At 41.7% G+C, this 17,998-nt stretch carries 14 protein-coding genes and 1 tRNA gene; 5 read left to right on the forward strand and 10 right to left on the reverse strand.

Features of this window, described 5'->3' with window-relative positions; genetic code table 11:
• Positions 1-535: 535 nt before the first annotated feature.
• Together argS and prfC are read right to left on the reverse strand one after the other, a co-directional pair.
• Complete coding sequence (gene argS / locus H5154_RS01155) at positions 536-2,278, reverse strand: arginine--tRNA ligase (protein WP_182717136.1); 1,743 nt, start codon at positions 2,276-2,278, stop codon at positions 536-538.
• A 55-nt stretch (positions 2,279-2,333) separates the two neighbouring features.
• On the reverse strand, positions 2,334-3,917 hold the full coding sequence (prfC, locus tag H5154_RS01160; protein WP_145235504.1) for a peptide chain release factor 3: 1,584 nt from the start codon (positions 3,915-3,917) through the stop codon (positions 2,334-2,336).
• Between the two features lie 262 nt (positions 3,918-4,179).
• On the opposite strand from prfC, the gene H5154_RS01165 reads away from it, so the two are divergent.
• Entirely contained in the window at positions 4,180-6,861 is a 2,682-nt protein-coding gene (locus tag H5154_RS01165) for a hybrid sensor histidine kinase/response regulator (RefSeq protein WP_182717137.1), read from the forward strand.
• On the opposite strand, the gene rimI is transcribed toward H5154_RS01165, so the two are convergent.
• From rimI to H5154_RS01185, 4 genes are all read right to left on the reverse strand, one after another.
• The gene (rimI, locus tag H5154_RS01170) at positions 6,847-7,308 is read right to left on the reverse strand and encodes a ribosomal protein S18-alanine N-acetyltransferase (RefSeq protein ID WP_182717138.1); all 462 of its coding nucleotides are present in this window, start codon (positions 7,306-7,308) and stop codon (positions 6,847-6,849) included. The genes H5154_RS01165 and rimI overlap by 15 nt on opposite strands.
• Entirely contained in the window at positions 7,295-7,603 is a 309-nt protein-coding gene (locus H5154_RS01175) for a hypothetical protein (RefSeq protein WP_145235500.1), read from the reverse strand. The genes rimI and H5154_RS01175 overlap by 14 nt, the downstream gene beginning before the upstream one ends.
• Before the next feature lie 65 nt (positions 7,604-7,668).
• Positions 7,669-7,745, reverse strand: a tRNA-Trp gene (locus H5154_RS01180).
• 479 nt (positions 7,746-8,224) lie between these two features.
• Positions 8,225-9,580, reverse strand: a complete 1,356-nt coding sequence (locus H5154_RS01185) for an MATE family efflux transporter (RefSeq protein ID WP_182717139.1) — start codon at positions 9,578-9,580, stop codon at positions 8,225-8,227.
• A gap of 147 nt (positions 9,581-9,727) precedes the next feature.
• Here H5154_RS01185 and H5154_RS01190 point away from each other — a divergent pair, with 147 nt between their 5' ends.
• Positions 9,728-10,612: a LysR family transcriptional regulator gene (locus H5154_RS01190; RefSeq protein ID WP_182717140.1), complete on the forward strand. Its 885-nt coding sequence runs from the start codon at positions 9,728-9,730 to the stop codon at positions 10,610-10,612.
• 162 nt (positions 10,613-10,774) lie between these two features.
• On the opposite strand, the gene guaA is transcribed toward H5154_RS01190, so the two are convergent.
• Positions 10,775-12,352 carry a glutamine-hydrolyzing GMP synthase gene (gene guaA, locus H5154_RS01195; protein WP_145235498.1) on the reverse strand — a complete coding sequence of 526 codons (1,578 nt, stop codon included), beginning with the start codon at positions 12,350-12,352 and terminating at the stop codon, positions 10,775-10,777.
• Positions 12,353-12,455: 103 nt separating this feature from the next.
• Entirely contained in the window at positions 12,456-13,925 is a 1,470-nt protein-coding gene (gene guaB / locus H5154_RS01200; RefSeq protein WP_149982073.1) for an IMP dehydrogenase, read from the reverse strand.
• Between the two features lie 135 nt (positions 13,926-14,060).
• On the opposite strand from guaB, the gene xseA reads away from it, so the two are divergent.
• Complete coding sequence (xseA, locus tag H5154_RS01205) at positions 14,061-15,395, forward strand: exodeoxyribonuclease VII large subunit (protein WP_182717141.1); 1,335 nt, start codon at positions 14,061-14,063, stop codon at positions 15,393-15,395.
• Positions 15,396-15,401: 6 nt separating this feature from the next.
• Here the strand turns inward: xseA and H5154_RS01210 are convergent, their stop codons facing one another.
• The gene (locus H5154_RS01210; RefSeq protein ID WP_182717142.1) at positions 15,402-16,070 is read right to left on the reverse strand and encodes a hypothetical protein; all 669 of its coding nucleotides are present in this window, start codon (positions 16,068-16,070) and stop codon (positions 15,402-15,404) included.
• Between the two features lie 29 nt (positions 16,071-16,099).
• The gene (gene cysE / locus H5154_RS01215; RefSeq protein WP_149982076.1) at positions 16,100-16,915 is read right to left on the reverse strand and encodes a serine O-acetyltransferase; all 816 of its coding nucleotides are present in this window, start codon (positions 16,913-16,915) and stop codon (positions 16,100-16,102) included.
• 338 nt (positions 16,916-17,253) lie between these two features.
• On the opposite strand from cysE, the gene H5154_RS01220 reads away from it, so the two are divergent.
• On the forward strand, positions 17,254-17,646 hold the full coding sequence (locus tag H5154_RS01220; RefSeq protein ID WP_182717228.1) for a hypothetical protein: 393 nt from the start codon (positions 17,254-17,256) through the stop codon (positions 17,644-17,646).
• A 2-nt stretch (positions 17,647-17,648) separates the two neighbouring features.
• Positions 17,649-17,969: a helix-turn-helix domain-containing protein gene (locus tag H5154_RS01225; protein WP_182717143.1), complete on the forward strand. Its 321-nt coding sequence runs from the start codon at positions 17,649-17,651 to the stop codon at positions 17,967-17,969.
• Positions 17,970-17,998: the final 29 nt, after the last annotated feature.

Below are 17,998 nucleotides of genomic sequence, written 5' to 3' on the forward strand. Positions count from 1 at the left end.
GTTCTAGGTTCTAGGTTCTAGGTTCTAGGTTCTTCAAAAATTTATAAACAACTATCTGTGTATCAAACTATTCTTAGAGCCTAGGGCCTATTTCTTCCTAGTACCTTGTCACTTTTGTATGTGACTTAGGCTAAATAAACTCATTAACGCAGCTAAAGCGAACTACACACAGCAGACGTTCACCTAAGTAGTTTAGTCTAAGATAAGGCGGACACTCGACTTATCCCTATGAGCATACGCTCTTGTATGTGATTAGGGTCAGTAACTAAGTGCCAAACTACACATCTGCAAGTGTAGGAGCGCTAGCAAGGCAGTGAGTTTATTTATGCCAAGGAGCATACGTATTTTGTATGTGACTTAGGCTAAATAAACTCATTAACGCAGCTAAAGCGAACTACACGCAGCAGACGTTCACCTAAGTAGTTTAGTCTAAGATAAGGCGGACACTCGACTTATCCCTATGAGCATACGTATTTGTATGTGATTAGGGTCAGTCGAGTGGACAACGCAGTATTAGATTAAAATACGACGGTGATTACATTTGCTCCATGACTTCGATGCCTAAAAGATCTAGGCCCGTTTTCAGCGTATCCGCTACCAAATTACACAGCACTAAACGGCTATCGCGTACACTTGGCTCTACGCCTTCTTTAAGTACTGGGCAAGCTTCGTAGAAGGTCATGTATAGGCTGGCAAGCTCGTATAGGTAACTACATAATACGTGCGGTGTTGCCTCACTGATCATTTGATCAAGTACTTCTTCTAATTGCAGTAGTTTAAGTGCAAGGGTTTTTTCTTGCGGTTCAACAATAGCGACATCTGCGTTTAAGCTTGCTGCGTCTACGCCTGATTTACGGAAAATACTGCGTACACGAGTATAAGCATATTGTAAGTAAGGTGCTGTTGCCCCTTCAAAGCTAAGCATACTGTCCCAGTTGAAAATGTAATCACTGGTTCGGTGCTTAGAAAGGTCTGCATATTTAACTGCGCCAATGCCTACTTTACGGGCAATTTCACTGCGCTCTTCATCAGTTAAGTCAGACTCACGTTCAGCAAGCTTAGCAGCAGCTCGAGTGATTGACTCTTCAAGTAAATCAGCAAGTTTTACCGTGCCACCTGTACGCGTTTTAAATGGTTTGCCGTCTTCACCCATCATGGTGCCAAATGGGCAAAATTCGTAGCTAGTTTCATCGCGTAGTAAACCGGCTTTACGTGCAGTAAGCTCTACTTGATTGAAGTGTAGGCTTTGACGCGCATCAACAAAAATTAAAATGCGGGCTGCGCCTAACTTGTTTGAACGGTAATCACAGGCGGCTAAATCGGTGGTTGCGTATAAGAAACCGCCACCTGATTTTTGCACGATAAACACTGATGGCTCACCATCTTTATTTGCCAGCTCATCTAAAAACACCACCTGTGCGCCTTGTGACTCAACAGCAATATTCTTATCTTGTAATAACTTAATGATATTGTTCAGTTCACTGTTATAAGCACTTTCAGCCATGATGTCGTCTGGTGTAAGCGTTACATTTAAGCGTTTATATACTTCTTCAGAATGCTTTACCGAGGTTGCGATAAACAACTTCCATAGTTTTTCACAATGCGCGTCGCCACCTTGTAGTTTTACTACGTAATCACGCGCTTTATCTGCAAAACCTTGTTCATCATCAAAACGCTTTTTAGCATCGCGGTAGAAGGTTTCTAGATCAGCAAGTGCCACAGAATCTAAATCAACACCTTGGCTGATTTGATCTTCCAGATGCGCAATCAGCATACCAAATTGCGTGCCCCAATCGCCCATGTGGTTTTGACGAATAACTGTATCGCCACGAAACTCCAGTGCGCGTACTACTGCATCGCCAATGATCGTTGAACGTAAATGCCCAACGTGCATTTCTTTAGCAAGATTAGGTGATGAGTAATCAACCACTACTTTTTGCGGTTGTGCATGCTCAGCAACAGCCAGCTTTGCATCTTGGTTTGCCGCTTTTAAGCTTTGCGCTAAAAACTCAGGTTTTAGGTGAATATTGATAAAACCAGGGCCGGCAATTTCTGTTTTGTCTGCGATATCACTTACATCTAAGTGATCAATAATTTGTTGTGCAAGCTCTCGCGGGTTGCTTTTCATTTTTTTAGCAGCGCCCATTGCACCATTAATTTGGTAGTCACCAAATTGTGGGCGGGTACTCTGTGTTACCGCAGGGTTAGTATCTGCAGGTAAGCCAGCGCCAGTCATGGCTGCGATGGCTCTTTCAATTAGTAGGGTACGAATATTCATGTAATTTATTACCTTTACCAACCCGCGTTAGCGGGCTTTAAATTAAAATTTGAGTCTAATTTTCACGCGTGTGGTTAAATGTCACTTCTGGATAGCGCTCAATTGATAAGTTAAGATTTACACGACTCGGCGCTATGTAAGTTAAGTTATCGCCGCCATCAAGCGCTAAGTTGCTTTCGCATTTACGTTTAAAATCTTCAAACTTTTTAACGTCAGTCGAACTTACCCAACGTGCGGTATTTACATTTACGCTTTCGTATAAAGCATCTACGTTATATTCTGCTTTCAAACGCGCTACAACCACATCAAACTGCAATATACCAACCGCGCCTACAATTAAGTCGTTATTAATAAGCGGTCTAAATACTTGTACTGCACCTTCTTCAGATAGCTGCACCAAGCCTTTTAATAATTGCTTTTGTTTAAGTGGATCACGCAGACGAATGCGGCGGAATAATTCCGGCGCAAAGTTTGGAATACCAGTAAATTTAAGCTTTTCACCTTGTGTGAAGGTATCACCTATCTGGATCGTACCGTGGTTATGTAAACCAATAATATCACCTGCAAAAGCATCACCTGCACGCTCACGATCACCCGCCATAAAGGTTACCGCATCAGAAATACTGACTTGTTTACCTATACGCACATGGTTCATTTTCATGCCTTGGCTGTATTTACCCGACACAATACGCATAAACGCAATACGGTCACGGTGCTTAGGGTCCATATTCGCTTGAATTTTAAATACGAAGCCAGTGAAGTTCTCTTCTGTTGCAACAACAGTACGGTCTTCTGTTTCACGCGGTAATGGCGTTGGTGCCCACTCAGTTAGGCCATCAAGCACATGATCAACACCAAAGTTACCAAGCGCAGTACCAAAGTACACTGGTGATAACTCACCCGCTAAAAATAGCTCTAAATCAAATTCGTGCGATGCACCAATAACAAGTTCTAACTCTTCACGCAGTTGCCCAGCAAGCTCATCGCCGATCGCTGCATCAAGCTCAGGATTATCAAGCCCTTTAATACTGCGTACTTCTTGAATAGTATGACCTTGGCCGGTTTTGTATAACAAGGTCTCGCCGCGGTGAATATGATAAACACCTTTAAACTCTTTACCACAGCCAATTGGCCATGTGATCGGTGCACAAGCTATATTTAGCTCTGTTTCAACTTCGTCTAACAACTCCATCGGATCACGAATATCGCGGTCACATTTATTCATAAATGTGACAATTGGCGTGGTACGTAAGCGCGTTACTTCCATTAATTTACGAGTACGATCTTCAACACCTTTAGCCGCATCGATCACCATCAAACATGAATCGACCGCAGTTAAGGTACGATAAGTATCTTCAGAGAAATCTTCATGTCCTGGGGTATCAAGTAGGTTTACTAGCGCTTTATTATATGGGAATTGCATAACAGAGGTCGTGACCGAGATACCACGCTCTTTTTCCATTTCCATCCAGTCAGACTTGGCATGTTGATTAGAGCCACGGCCTTTAACGGTACCCGCTTTTTGAATAGCTTGTCCGAACAACAGTACTTTTTCGGTGATGGTAGTTTTACCAGCATCCGGATGCGAGATGATCGCGAACGTGCGTCGCGTATTGATTTCGTTTAATAAATTAGACATGTAAGCCGCTTTAAGTCATAACAAGGCGCAACCAAAAACAAACCTAAGCACAGGTCTTCGCTACGCACTGTAAATATAAAATAGAATTAGTCACATTATACCTTGTTTGTCTTAGCCAAAAAAGCAACGATTGCAAGTAATTAGCCGATAACTTGGTTTAAAATCAGCTCAACCCGTTTGCTGCAGCGAACGCACTAAACTTGTGTAATTTTACGCTAACGCATACTATTGATAGATTACATGGAGGATATTTTGTTTGGGTATGAGAACAAGTAAGTTAAGTATAAGATTATTATGGTATATCACGCCTTTGGTGATTTTACCGTTATTGTTTTTAGGTGGCTTTACTCTCACCAACGTTACCAGCTCCACACAAAAACAAGCCGAGCTCATTGTTAGCCGTTTTGTTGAACAGCAACAACAAAAAATGTTCAATTACATCGATTCATTTCACTCTACTACAAAGTTACTCTCGGCCTCCCCTGTACTAAGTGACTTTTTAGCAGATGACTTACGCGATAACGGCAATTACACCCGTCGTCTAGGCGCACTAATGGATGTATTTGCAAGCTATTCAGAAGCTTACCCCGATATTGTTAGCGTAAATTTAGTCTCTCCGGATGGTCAAAGCGACGCCTATTACTCCAGTAATTTAAATACCGCACCAACCAGCTATCCATTTTTCTCACAAGTTTTACAAAGTAACTTACGCCAACAACAGTTTATGGTGCAAAAACAAGATGGCACTACCAGTTTGTATTTTATTCAACGTATTTACAGTGCTGATTACTACCTTAAACGTCCGCAACAATTAGGGTTTATTGTGTTGCATGTTGAGCCATCGATTTTAAATACCAGCATTTTAGAAGCGCCCTATAACAATACCTTAAATTTATTACTGACCAGCAATGGCAAAATATTATTTAGCTCAGACTACAATAAGCGCGGTCAATATATTAGCGAATATGAGCTGCAACAAATTCACGACTTAGCCGATCTAGGTAAGCTCTCAACCATAGAGTTATCGAGTATTGATAAAGTTGAACGGATGATTTACGCCATCCAAATGAGCGGCGGTTATTATTATGTCTCGACCATCCCCAAAGCCTTACTGTATCAATCGGGCAAAGCGATCAGTTTGATCACCGCCTTGATTGTGATTATTTCAGTGATCACCCTGCCGATGCTGATTTTTATTGTGGTACGTAATTTACTACTTAACCCAATTGAGTTACTTGGGGCAGCCAGCCATCGAGTAGGTGACGGCGATTTGTCGGTATATTTGCCTGCACATAATAATGATGAGGTGGGGGTATTATTTAATGATTTTAATCACATGGTGAACCAAATTCGTCATTATCAAGACGAACTTGAAGAATATAAACATCACTTAGAAGATAAAGTCGAAAGCCGTACCAAGGCACTTGAAACCATGAATAGTCAACTCGAGGTGGCCATTGCCCAAGCGGAACAAGCGAACCAATTAAAAAGCCGCTTTTTAGCCAATATGAGTCATGAAATACGTACACCACTAACCGCCATCATGGGCTTTACTGAGCAGCTATTACACAGCCAAAATACAACCGGCGACGCTTGGCACCTAAATACTATATTACGTAACTCTAAACACTTACTTGAACTCATCAATAATATTTTAGACTTGTCGAAAATCGAAGCCGAAAAATTAGCTGTTGAAAAAGAACCGCTAGATATTGTGCAGTTAGTTCATGATATTGATTCGATTATTCGTCCTTTATCACAAGAGAAAAAACTTAACTGCAATATCAATTTTCACTTACCATTACCGCGCATAATTAATAGTGATAGCACTCGTTTAAAGCAAATTCTCATTAATATTGCCAGCAATGCAGTGAAGTTTACCGAGCAAGGTTTAATTGAATTAGATATTACCTATAACAGTGATTTACAACTCATAGAATTTGCCATTAAAGATAGCGGTATTGGCATGTCAGAGCGAGAAGTTGAGCGGGTATTCAAACCTTTTGAACAAGCTGATACAACAACAACACGACGCTTTGGCGGCACTGGCTTAGGCTTATGTATTTCTAAAAATTTAGCACAATTGCTCGGTGGTGATGTTTATGTAACAAGCACGCCAGGCCAAGGAAGCTGTTTCTGCGTGCAAATTGCCTGTAACTTACCTGCTGATAAACAACAAACAGTGCCAATGCTGACTGAGTTAAGCCAATTAACTCCCGCTAAGGACTTACAGCTTTCATTCGCAGAAAATAGCTTTGATGCCAATATATTAGTCGCCGAGGATAACCCTGACAACCAAGTACTAATCAAGTTATTACTGCAAACATGGGGGCTTGAGCCTGATATAGCCAACAATGGTGCAGAAGCTGTTGAAATGGCGCTGGTGAATGACTATCAATTAATCATTATGGACATGCAAATGCCGGTAATGGGCGGCTTAGAAGCCACACAAATGCTCCGCCATGCAGCCTACGATGGGCCGATCATTGCACTTACCGCGAATGTTATGAAAGATGACGTAAACACCTATTTGCAAGCCGGTTGCGACGAAGCACTGGCTAAGCCTATCGATAAAGATGCCTTAGAAAGTGTGCTTGTTAGCTATTTAAATATTGAAAAAGACAGCCAGAATAAATGGGATAGCTTGCTAAACAGCGAAAAATTTCAACAGATCAACGACAACTATCGCTTAAAACTGCCAGGTTATTTAACCGACGTTACGCAGCTATACAATAATGGTGAGTGGGAGCAGCTCAGAGCGCTGGCCCATAGTTTAAAAGGCAGTGCTGGTTGTTTTGGTTTTAGTAATATTCACCATGCGGCGGCCACACTTGAAGATAATTTACGTGGCCGTGATCACAACCGCCGTGATTATTTAGCACTGAGCTTAATTGAAGCGATAAAATATACCTTGCAACAAGAACAGTCATTAACCAAAAAGTAATGTCATTCCCATTAAGATAGCATCTTCATGGCCATTTTTTGATGGGTCACTACTTGGGTAGTAATTTTTACGTACCGACATTTCACTAAAGCCTGCCTGCTCATATAAGGCGATGGCACGAGTATTGGTTTCACGTACTTCTAAAAATAAGTTTTCAGCGTGGTGTTTTTCGCCGTATTCAATAAACGCTGCAAGCAATTGTTTGGCAATCCCCTGCCCCTGAAAATCAGGTGCCACGCAGATATCCATTAAAGTAAAATCAGGCCCTGCTTTTTCACCGATATAAAAACCAATAATTTGCTGCTCATTAAACGCAGCTAAATTAAAGTAACGTCCAGCGAGACATGATTGCATAGTGTTTACTGTCCACGGATGAGTGTGACACGCGTTCTCAACACGCATCAGCGCATCAATGGATAATTCAGTAACAGATTCAAAGGTTATCAAGGTGTGTGCTCATCAGCGCCCATAGCGCGCGTTTATTATCAGCATTAAGCTGCTGGGTTGGTAAGCTCAATTGACCATCATGCCATGCAAGCTTATCGCTTTGCACTACTTGGCTAATTTTTAATGGCGCAATAGCGCGATTTAAATCAGCCAATAGCGTTGTACTTAGCTCTATATTTACCTGCGGCGCTGCACTTGGTGCATCAGAACGTTGTTCAGCGACTGGCTGTAATCGGAAATGCTGATTTAGTTCGAGGTTTTCTATACCAAAAATAGCTGCGTATCGTGGATGCATAAAAACTCAGTAGACTTAAACACTGGAACAATATAAGAAGTAATCAAGGCTATGTAAATAAGAAGTGGCAGGGGCGGAGAGACTCGAACTCCCAACCATCGGTTTTGGAGACCGCTGTTCTACCAATTGGAACTACGCCCCTGCAATGACGACGAATTATAGAGAAGTTTCGCTAAAGGTAAAGAAAAAAATCACTCTTTTAGTTTAACTGCTTTTTAAATAAACAAAACGGCGAATTAGTCAACTAATTCGCCGTTTTTATAATTACTTACCTAAACTAGGATAAGCCTTCATATATATCCATGCTCAGCATTTTTTACTTTTTGCTACTCGCAGACGTTTTAGTTCAGCTTTGGCCCAGACTGATGATTCGGCCATATCATAACGAAGCCCGTGTTGCTCTTCTGTAGTAAGCGCGGTTAGATTCAATTCTATTCACTTTTTATACTCAACTTGTTGTCCACTTTTAAAGCGTATCAAAACATGAGCAACCAGCTACATATCAAGTCATACTAAGTGATGCAGACTCTTGTTGTTAAAATTCATAACTCGCTTTTGCCCCAAAGTTATTTAACGCTCGTCGATATAAAAATATCCTTACTATTCTTTTCTTATTGTTTTTTAAACGAAACTTTGTTGTTTATGCATGTACATAAAACCTTTCAGGTTGCTTAATAGCATCGGCAGTACGATCAATGCGAAGGCAATGTTAGATAAAGGGACGGCTAACCAAACACCATCGATACCTAGGTATTTCGGCAAGATGAATAGGAAAGGAAACTGTATCAACATATTGCCGACGGAAACAAACAGGGCTTGTCCGCTTTTACCAACGGCGACGAAGTAGATGGACGCCAAGAATAAGAAGCCATCTAAAAACAATGCCATTAAGTGTAAACGAATACCGTTTTTGCTTGCTTCAAGTAATGCATCATTGCCTGTGGTAAAAATGCTGATAAAGATTTCTGGAAAAATATTAAACAATATTACTAAAGCAATACCGGACCCAACGGTAACAGAAAAAGCCAGTTTTACGGTTTCGCTAATGCGTTTGTATTGCTTGGCGCCTAAGTAGTAACTCACTGGTGGCTGCAATCCGCTGACTAAGCCTTCAGCGAAGAAGTAGTAACAGCTCGCTAAGTAGCCAACAATCGCAAATGCGGCTAACTGCGTGGTGTCCCCGTAGGCCATAAATTGCATGTTATGGAACGCCATGACGAAGCTGAAATAGATAAACATCACTAAGCTTGACGCTCCTAATTGCACGATATGAATGGCGATGGTCTTATCAAGTTGTTTAACCGATAGCTTGGTTTTAGCTTTTGACGACATAAAGTAACGTAAACATAATATACACGTGGCTAATTGAGCAATTAAGGTAGCAATGGCTGCACCTTTTAACCCCATATCAAGATAGCCTAATAAAGCATAGTCCAAGACAATGTTGGTCAAGGCACCAACAATGATGAAGATCGTCGCAAGGTTTGGACTATCGTCATTTCGAACTAACATCGGCATGGCACTGACACCAACCGAAATAAGCGCCCCAAACGACATGATCTGCACATAACCCCAACTCATCTCTAAGGTGACGCCGGTCGCGCCTTGAATATTGAGCAGACTCTGGCCAAAAACGATAAACACAATTGTGGCCAATAAGCCGATCAAAATAATCAAGAAAAGCGCTGTGATGAGTGTTGCTTGAGTGGCTACGAGGTTATTCTCGCCACGATATTTAGATAATACGCTGCCGCCTCCCATACCAACAAGCAAACCAAAACCCATGATTAAACCAAGCAATGGAATTGCCATGTTGATACCTGCTAGTCCGTTTGCACCAACATAGTGACCAACGAAGAAACCATCAATGATCTGATATAAACCACTGACTAACATAGCGACGATGGAAGGAATGGCGAAACGCCAAAACGTGCCTGCGACGGATTGTGACGGTTGAATTTGTGGAGCTGCTTGCATCTTAAATATCCAGAAGGTAATAATGTAATAATGTAATAATGTAGGCATAATATACTGAATTGAGATATCATAAAGTCAGTTACCATCCGCTTTAGAGATGGATTAAAAAGCTTAACTAGCCGCTAAATGGCCGTTTCGGAGATAGGAATGAATTGGACATTGGATCAATTACTGGCTTTTGTTACTGCCGCCGAGCAGGGTTCTTTCTCTGCAGCAGCAAGGCAATTACAAAAGGCACAATCACGAATTAGTAGCGCCATAGCCAATTTAGAATTGGATTTAGGGTTTGAGTTATTTGATCGCAGCTCTAAATACCCCGTATTAACGCCTCTGGGTAAAGAGATGCTTCCCGAAGCGCGAGCCGTGCTTAACCAATGCCTTCGATTAGATTCAAGAGCACTTACAGCTGCGAACAAAGAACCCATTTCGTTACGAATCGCCCTGGATGAAGCCTTACCACTGGAAACCATCCATTCTATTTTTTCTCAAGTAGGCGATTTATTTCCTAACACTCATTTGGTTATTACCAATGGCTCACAAGACGACATTGCCAATGCCATTGCTAATCAAAAAGCCGACATTGGTTTTATGATTAGCAACAGTGCCTTGCCACCCAAGTTAACCTTACAGTCTCTGGGGTATTTTAGAAAAATCCTGATTGTCGGTAACAAGCACGCTCTCGCTAAAGAAGATGTATTGACCCTTGCGCAACTACAACAATATCGTCAGTTCGTACTCTGCAACCGCTCAGGAGAAAACCGCGAAAATGCCCTAAGCCCAGATCATTGGGATTTAGACAGTTATTATTTGATTTGTGAATTGGTAACGCAGAATCAAGGCTGGGCCATCGTGCCTGAGCATATAGCCAAGGCGCATTGGTTTTTTGAACAAATAAAAATAGCTCAAGCCGACTTCTTAACGGATCTATTAATTGAAATAGGCATAGTAAAACGACTCGATAGCCCAAGCAATAAATTAACAGATTGGATTACTGAGCAAATGCGCCACTTAATGAACAATCACGCTATATAAAATCTTCCTGCGCAATCGAAAGGCTCTGATCTTATATTTTGACTTATAGAACAAAGTGTCACAGCATTTTTTCAGTGATGTTCCGAATAAAAAAAGTCCGCAATTACGCGGACTTAATTAAGATTTAATGCCTGTTAGTGCCAGACGTTTCAGGCCTAAAAATTATTCCCACTCGATTGTCGCAGGTGGTTTTCCTGAAATATCGTAAACAACGCGTGAGATACCGTCGATTTCATTAATGATGCGGTTTGAAACCAGACCTAAGAACTCATACGGTAAATGTGACCAACGTGCAGTCATAAAGTCGATAGTTTCTACACAACGAAGACTTACAACCCAATCATACTTACGTGCATCACCCATAACGCCTACAGACTTGACCGGTAAGAATACCGTGAACGCTTGGCTTACTTTATGGTAAAGCTCAGCTTTGTGTAGTTCTTCGATGAAGATAGCGTCAGCACGGCGTAATAAGTCACAGTACTCTTTTTTGATTTCGCCAAGTACACGCACACCTAGACCAGGCCCAGGGAACGGGTGACGATAAAGCATGTCGTACGGTAAACCGAGCTCTAAACCAATTTTACGTACTTCATCTTTAAATAATTCACGCAGTGGCTCAACTAAGCCCATTTCCATGTCATCTGGTAAGCCGCCCACATTATGGTGAGACTTGATCACATGCGCTTTACCAGTTGCAGACGCTGCTGACTCGATAACATCTGGATAGATAGTACCTTGACCTAACCATTTTGCATTTTTAAGCTTTTTAGATTCGCTATCAAATACCTTAATAAATGTATGGCCAATCGCTTTACGCTTGTCTTCTGGGTCTGATTTACCAGCAAGATCCGCTAAGAATAATTCCTCGGCATCCACTTTGATAATGTTTAGGCCAAACTTATTGCCAAACATATCCATTACTTGCTGACCTTCGTTTAAACGCAGTAAACCGTTATCAACAAATACACAGGTTAAACGGTCGCCAATCGCGCGGTGAATAAGCATAGCCACCACTGATGAATCAACACCACCAGATAAACCTAAGATTACTTCGTCATCACCCACAGTATCTTTAATGCGCTCTATGGCGTCATCAATGATTTTTGCAGCAGTCCACAGTTTTTCACAACCACAAATATCAATCGCAAAGCGTTCTAGCAAACGTTGGCCTTGATGAGTGTGGGTTACTTCTGGGTGGAATTGTACGCCGTAAAAACGCTTTTCTTCGTTAGACATTGCCGCATGTGGGCAAGTAGATGTTTTAGCTGTGGTTTTGAAAGTATCTGGAATTTCCATTACTTTATCACCATGGCTCATCCACACGTCTAAAATGCCTTCACCGCCATCGGTAATGCTGTCTTCAATGGCATCAAATAATGCACAGTTACCGACTTTTTCAACTTGCGCGTAACCAAACTCTTTCTTATCAGAGCTATGAACGCTACCGCCAAGCTGAGTAGCCATTGTTTGCATGCCGTAACAAATACCAAGTACAGGTACGCCTGCATTGAATACATACTCAGGGGCACGCGGGCTGTTTTCTAAGGTTGTTGACTCAGGGCCACCAGATAGAATGATACCTTGTGGATTGAACTCACGGATCTGCTCTTCCGTTACGTCCCATGCCCACAGTTCACAGTAAACACCAATTTCTCGCACACGGCGGGCGATCAATTGCGTGTATTGCGAACCAAAGTCTAAAATAAGAATTCGTGAATCGTGAATGTCTTTGCTCATTGAGGGTCTCGTTAGTCAAGAACTAGCACTCAGGTTACCTGAATGACTATAATAAATAAGGGCTAGCGAAGCTAGCCCAGTAATTTTAATAGATTTGAAGCTATTAACCTAAGCGGTAGTTAGGTGCTTCTTTGGTGATTTGCACATCATGAACATGTGACTCACCCATACCTGCTGAAGTAACACGTACAAACTGAGGTTTAGTGTTTAATTCTTCAATCGTTGCACAACCGGTTAAACCCATTGCGCTGCGCAGGCCGCCAACTTGTTGGTGAATGATTGTCGCGATTGGACCTTTATAAGCCACACGACCTTCAATACCTTCTGGCACAAGCTTGTCTGCTTGATTTGATTTTTGGAAATAGCGATCTGATGAACCTTCTTTTTGGTTCATCGCACCAAGCGAGCCCATACCACGGTATGACTTGTAGTAACGGCCTTGGTAAAGCTCGACTTCACCAGGCGCTTCTTCAGTACCCGCTAGCATTGAGCCAACCATCACACATGATGCACCAGCAACAAGTGCTTTTACAATATCACCTGAGAAACGAATACCACCATCAGCAATCACTGGAATGTCACGACCTTTTAGGCCATCAACAGCATCAGAGATAGCTGTGATTTGTGGTACACCACAACCAGTAACAATACGCGTAGTACAGATTGAACCTGGGCCAATTCCTACTTTAACTGCATCAACACCGGCGTCGGCAAGCGCAATCGCACCTTCAGCTGTTGCCACATTGCCTGCTACAATTTGTAGTTCAGGGTAAGTTTGACGAGTTTGTGCAACACGGTCGATAACACCTTGAGAATGACCATGTGAGGTATCAATTAGTAATACATCAACGCCCGCTTCGACTAATGCAGCAATACGCTCATCAGTACCTGGGCCTACACCAACAGCAGCACCTACACGTAAACGACCTTGTTCATCTTTACATGCATGTGGTTTGTCTTGTGCTTTTTGATAATCTTTTACTGTGATCATGCCTTTTAATTTAAACGCATCATCAACAACAAGGATTTTTTCGATACGGTGTTCGTGCATTAATCCTAAGATTTCATCACGCGCAGCACCTTCTTTTACAGTGACTAACTTTTCTTTTTTAGTCATCACTGTTGAAACCGGTTGCTCAAGCTTGGTTTCGAAACGCATATCGCGGCTGGTAACAATACCAACAAGGCCGTTTTCAGCGTCCGTTACCGGAAAACCTGAAAAGCCTTTTTCTTCAGCAAGTACAATTGCATCTGCAATGGTTAAATCCGCTGTCACAGTAACAGGGAAAGAAACAATACCCGCTTCATACGTTTTAACTTTACGTACGTTTTTGGCTTGTTCTTCAATTGTCATGTTTTTGTGGATAAAACCTAAACCGCCCTCTTGCGCTAGCGCAATCGCTAAGCGTGCTTCGGTAACAGTATCCATAGATGCTGAAACTAGCGGCAAGTTAAGTTTGATACCACGCGTTAAGCGAGTTGAAATGTTTGCCGTGTGTGGCAAAACAGTAGAATGACCTGGTACTAAAAGTACGTCATCAAAGGTAAGAGCTTCTTTAGCAATTCTAAGCATTTTGGCAACTTCTCACATGTGGATCTTGTTTAAGGAATTGCGGCCAAATTTTATCAGCGTTGTGGGCACGAGTAAATAAGATTTCACAATTATTTATGATAAAATACCCCCATCATCGCTTTTTAGAGTCGCTTTATGGCCGTAACATCCCAGCAGCAAACGATTTATACCGTTTCTAGGTTAAATAGAGAAATAAGAACCGTACTCGAACAAGGATTCGCATCGTTAAATTTAACCGGCGAAATATCAAATTTCATTACACCAGCCTCTGGTCATTGGTATTTCACGCTCAAAGATGATCGCGCTCAAGTAAAAGCGGCGATGTGGCGAGGCAACAATCGAGGCCAACGCTATCGCCCTGAAAATGGCGCACAAGTGACAGTTCGAGCCCGAGTATCGCTGTATGAACCGCGTGGTGACTATCAGCTGATTGTTGAACACATGGAAGCTGCTGGCGAAGGGCAACTAAAGCAACAGTTTGATGAATTAAAAATGCGCTTAGCCGCCGAAGGTTTATTTAGCTCCGCCCATAAACAACCATTGCCTGGGGTTGTGCATCGTGTTGGTGTTATTACATCAGCCACAGGGGCGGCTATCAAAGATATTTTAACGGTACTTAAGCGTCGAGCGCCACAACTTGAAGTCGTGATCTACCCTGCTATGGTGCAAGGTAAAGACGCGCACCTACAATTAATTGATAAAATCAATATTGCTAATGCCCGCAATGAAGTTGATGTAATTATTTTAGGCCGCGGTGGTGGATCACTAGAAGATTTATGGTGCTTTAACCATGAGCTACTGGCACGCGCTATTTTTGCCAGTAACCTACCAATTATCAGTGCTGTCGGTCATGAAATTGATACCACCATTAGCGATTATGTTGCCGATGTGCGCGCCGCAACGCCAAGCGCGGCTGCAGAGCTTGTTAGCCCCAATAGCAGCGAACTTTATAATCAAATCCAACAACAATTAAATCGCTTAGCCAATGCGTTTAAACATCAGTTATCTGCAAAGCAAAGCGTTGCAACAGCACTTGAGCACCGTTTAACATTATGTCACCCGCGTAATCAGTTAAATCAACAAGCGCAACGTTTAGATGAATTGACAGTAGCATTACAGCAGGCGATACAACATCGGCTCTATCAATATGAGCGCCGCTTAAATAATCTAACGCCGCGACTAATGCAGCGCTCACCAGATCGCAAAATTACTCAGGCAAGTCATCAATTACAGCAACTGCAAGGGCGTTTAACACAAACCATGCAGCAACAATTACACAGTGCCCAAAATACCCTCGCAATGCAGGCTAGCCGATTAGAATCTGTAAGTCCGCTCAATGTACTCGCTCGTGGTTATAGCATCACTAAAAATGAGCAAGGGCAAGTGATTAAGTCTATTAAGCAAGTAACTCAAGGTGATTTAATTGTAACCGAGCTTGCTGATGGCGTAATTCAAGCTCGTGTCAGCTGAGGCTCGTTATTCTGACTCAGTACTTAATAATAATGAAAAATCGCGATCGCTTGATTTTGAAGTACTGACTTTAAATTGCTGCCAAAAGTCTTGTTGTACCAACTTATCGTTGAGTTCGCGCCATTGGGTATGATCAAAATCATCTACATCCTTTGGCGCTGCAAGTTCAAATTTACATACCGAACTTTTACACTGCGCACTAACCAATTCAGGGGTGATGCCAAGATCAGCAATCTGTAAAAAGTCTTTCATGGCAGTCTCGGTACGATAAGCCCACTCTTCATTGCGACTTTGCTCAGTAAACTTGTCTAGCAAAGCTTGTTCAAAATCGGACGGTGCTTGCAATTGTTGTTCGTAAGCTTTTACTAATTTTTGCTGTTGCAGTAACTCACGCTTGAGCTGTTGCACTTGTTGCTCAAGCGGTTGCTCTTCTGCCATTTGCTGTTGTGGTGCAATGGCCATTTTTTTGCTATCAATCGCTTGTGCAAAATTTGCAGCTTGATTAGCAACAGCTGTTTCGTCCGTCGCCATTATATTGCGTTGCTGCTCAACCTCGTGTGTTAGCAGTGTATGAACAGGTGTTGTCTTGCTTGAGGTCAACTGAAAGTAACCCCAAGTTAAAACCACGCCAGCAGCAAACGCCAGCACACGAGAAAACAAACCATTATTACTCATTTATAATTCCATTTATGGTTAATTTTGATTTATAGCATTGCGCTGGTGTGCGATTCGTTTTCAGCTTCAACTTCTAAAAAGTTTTGATTCATGCTTTGCGCTGGACAGGGACAATTTGGTTTACCAACAATTTTAGCTGGCACGCCAACTACCGTGGTGTGAGGTGGTACGGCGCTCAATACCACTGAGCCTGCGCCAATTCGGGCGCCCTCGCCGACCTCAATATTGCCGAGCACTTTAGCCCCAGCACCAATTAAAACACCGGCGCGAATTTTCGGATGACGATCGCCTTTTTCATTACCAGTACCACCTAGAGTAACTGATTGTAAAATAGAGACGTTATCTTCAATAACAGCTGTTTCACCAATCACTATACCAGTTGCATGGTCAAACATAATACCATGGCCGACTTTACAAGCAGGATGGATATCAACGCCAAATACTTCTGAGGTACGGCTTTGAATAAAGCGAGCGAGCTCTTTACGGTTTTGTAACCATAAGCAATGGGCGAGTCGATGTGCTTGAATTGCATGGAAACCTTTTAAATTTAATATCACAGTTAAATATGTATCGGCAGCGGGATCACGATCTTTAACGGCTTTTATATCATGGGCGACATGAGTAAGCATTCGATCACATTCAACAAAAGCCTGATCAAATAACTCCCGGATAGTAAATGCAGATACCACTGCGTCTGCCAGCTTATTAGCAACAATAAAGCTCAACGCAGACCCTAAGCACTCATGATTTAAAATGCATGAATACACATGACTTGCTAACAGAGGTTCACGGGTAACGACTTCATTTGCTTCGGTGCGGAGCTGTTGCCAAATTTCATGACGCATAGGACGGCCTTAGATTAATACGAAGATAAGCTTTTATGCAGTTTAACGGATTTCAAGTCAGATGTGTTAACGCTGCGGTTATTTGTTCTAGTTATTAGATATAACTAAATTTCAAAATCATTCTTTAATAATCTCATTATAGTTTTACATAATGAGTTACGACAGTAGATAAAATTAACGTGTAGCCATAAAAAATATAAAACTTTAAAATTCAATAACTAAACATCAATGACAGTTATACTGTCATATGACAAAATAACAACTGGCGTAAAGCTGACGGCGTAAAAAATAATAATAAACGCTAAATTAGCATCATCAACTTAATAAGGAATACGATGATGAACAATGACATACTCAATACAAAGAAACTAGGCTATAAATTTTACTTTCAAGATGGCGACGATCAAATAGCCTGCTTTGGCAGTTACTTCACCGGTAAGGAAGAAGTCTATATTAATGATGAGCTAGTTAGTGAAAAGCGAAGTATTAATGTCACAAGTAAACACCAATTTGAACTATCAGGTAATACTTTTAATGTTAAGTTTGAAATGCACAATATTTTAACTGGTAGGCTTGAGTGCTCACTGTTTAAAAATAAAAAGTTAGTTAAAAGCTTAGAGCAAACAACTTTATTTAGTAACCCTAAAAAATCAGCTCTTTTTATTGCTGGGTGTTTTGTTGTTGGTTTTACTGTTGGGTATATTATTTCAACATTAGCTTTGGGGAAATAATCATGCAATTAAACCCCAAAACTATAAAAGCATTAAGGCAAAAGCTTGATTGGACTCAACAACAGCTTGCAGATGCCTGTGACGTAAGTTTACGAACTATTCAACGGGTAAAAAAAGAAGGCGCAGCGTCTAAAGAAACCACCATGGCCTTGTGTGCAGTGTTAGAAGTACGTCAAGGTGAGTTAATAAAACTTGAGGAAAATACAGTTTCAGTTGCTCAGACACATACTTTAAATACGCAAAGTATCACAACAATTTTAGCGCTGTCGTCCATTGCCAGCTTTGCGCTTGGCATGATCACCGTGTTTTTAATTATGAAATAAGGAGATTTAAACTATGTCAAAGGAATCGC

The sequence above is a fragment of the Pseudoalteromonas sp. SR44-5 genome, from assembly GCF_014163675.1.
Taxonomy (GTDB): domain Bacteria; phylum Pseudomonadota; class Gammaproteobacteria; order Enterobacterales; family Alteromonadaceae; genus Pseudoalteromonas; species Pseudoalteromonas rhizosphaerae.

Bases quoted from the DNA above. Each gene is read 5' to 3' on its own strand.
- guaB (WP_149982073.1), bottom strand. From the start codon at position 13,925: ATGCTTAGAATTGCTAAAGAAGCTCTTACCTTTGATGACGTACTTTTA.
- H5154_RS01190 (WP_182717140.1), top strand. From the start codon at position 9,728: ATGAATTGGACATTGGATCAATTACTGGCTTTTGTTACTGCCGCCGAG.
- H5154_RS01175 (WP_145235500.1), bottom strand. From the start codon at position 7,603: ATGCATCCACGATACGCAGCTATTTTTGGTATAGAAAACCTCGAACTA.
- cysE (WP_149982076.1), bottom strand. From the start codon at position 16,915: ATGCGTCATGAAATTTGGCAACAGCTCCGCACCGAAGCAAATGAAGTC.
- xseA (WP_182717141.1), top strand. From the start codon at position 14,061: ATGGCCGTAACATCCCAGCAGCAAACGATTTATACCGTTTCTAGGTTA.
- guaA (WP_145235498.1), bottom strand. From the start codon at position 12,352: ATGAGCAAAGACATTCACGATTCACGAATTCTTATTTTAGACTTTGGT.
- H5154_RS01185 (WP_182717139.1), bottom strand. From the start codon at position 9,580: ATGCAAGCAGCTCCACAAATTCAACCGTCACAATCCGTCGCAGGCACG.
- prfC (WP_145235504.1), bottom strand. From the start codon at position 3,917: ATGTCTAATTTATTAAACGAAATCAATACGCGACGCACGTTCGCGATC.
- H5154_RS01165 (WP_182717137.1), top strand. From the start codon at position 4,180: ATGAGAACAAGTAAGTTAAGTATAAGATTATTATGGTATATCACGCCT.
- H5154_RS01225 (WP_182717143.1), top strand. From the start codon at position 17,649: ATGCAATTAAACCCCAAAACTATAAAAGCATTAAGGCAAAAGCTTGAT.
- H5154_RS01220 (WP_182717228.1), top strand. From the start codon at position 17,254: ATGAACAATGACATACTCAATACAAAGAAACTAGGCTATAAATTTTAC.
- argS (WP_182717136.1), bottom strand. From the start codon at position 2,278: ATGAATATTCGTACCCTACTAATTGAAAGAGCCATCGCAGCCATGACT.
- H5154_RS01210 (WP_182717142.1), bottom strand. From the start codon at position 16,070: ATGAGTAATAATGGTTTGTTTTCTCGTGTGCTGGCGTTTGCTGCTGGC.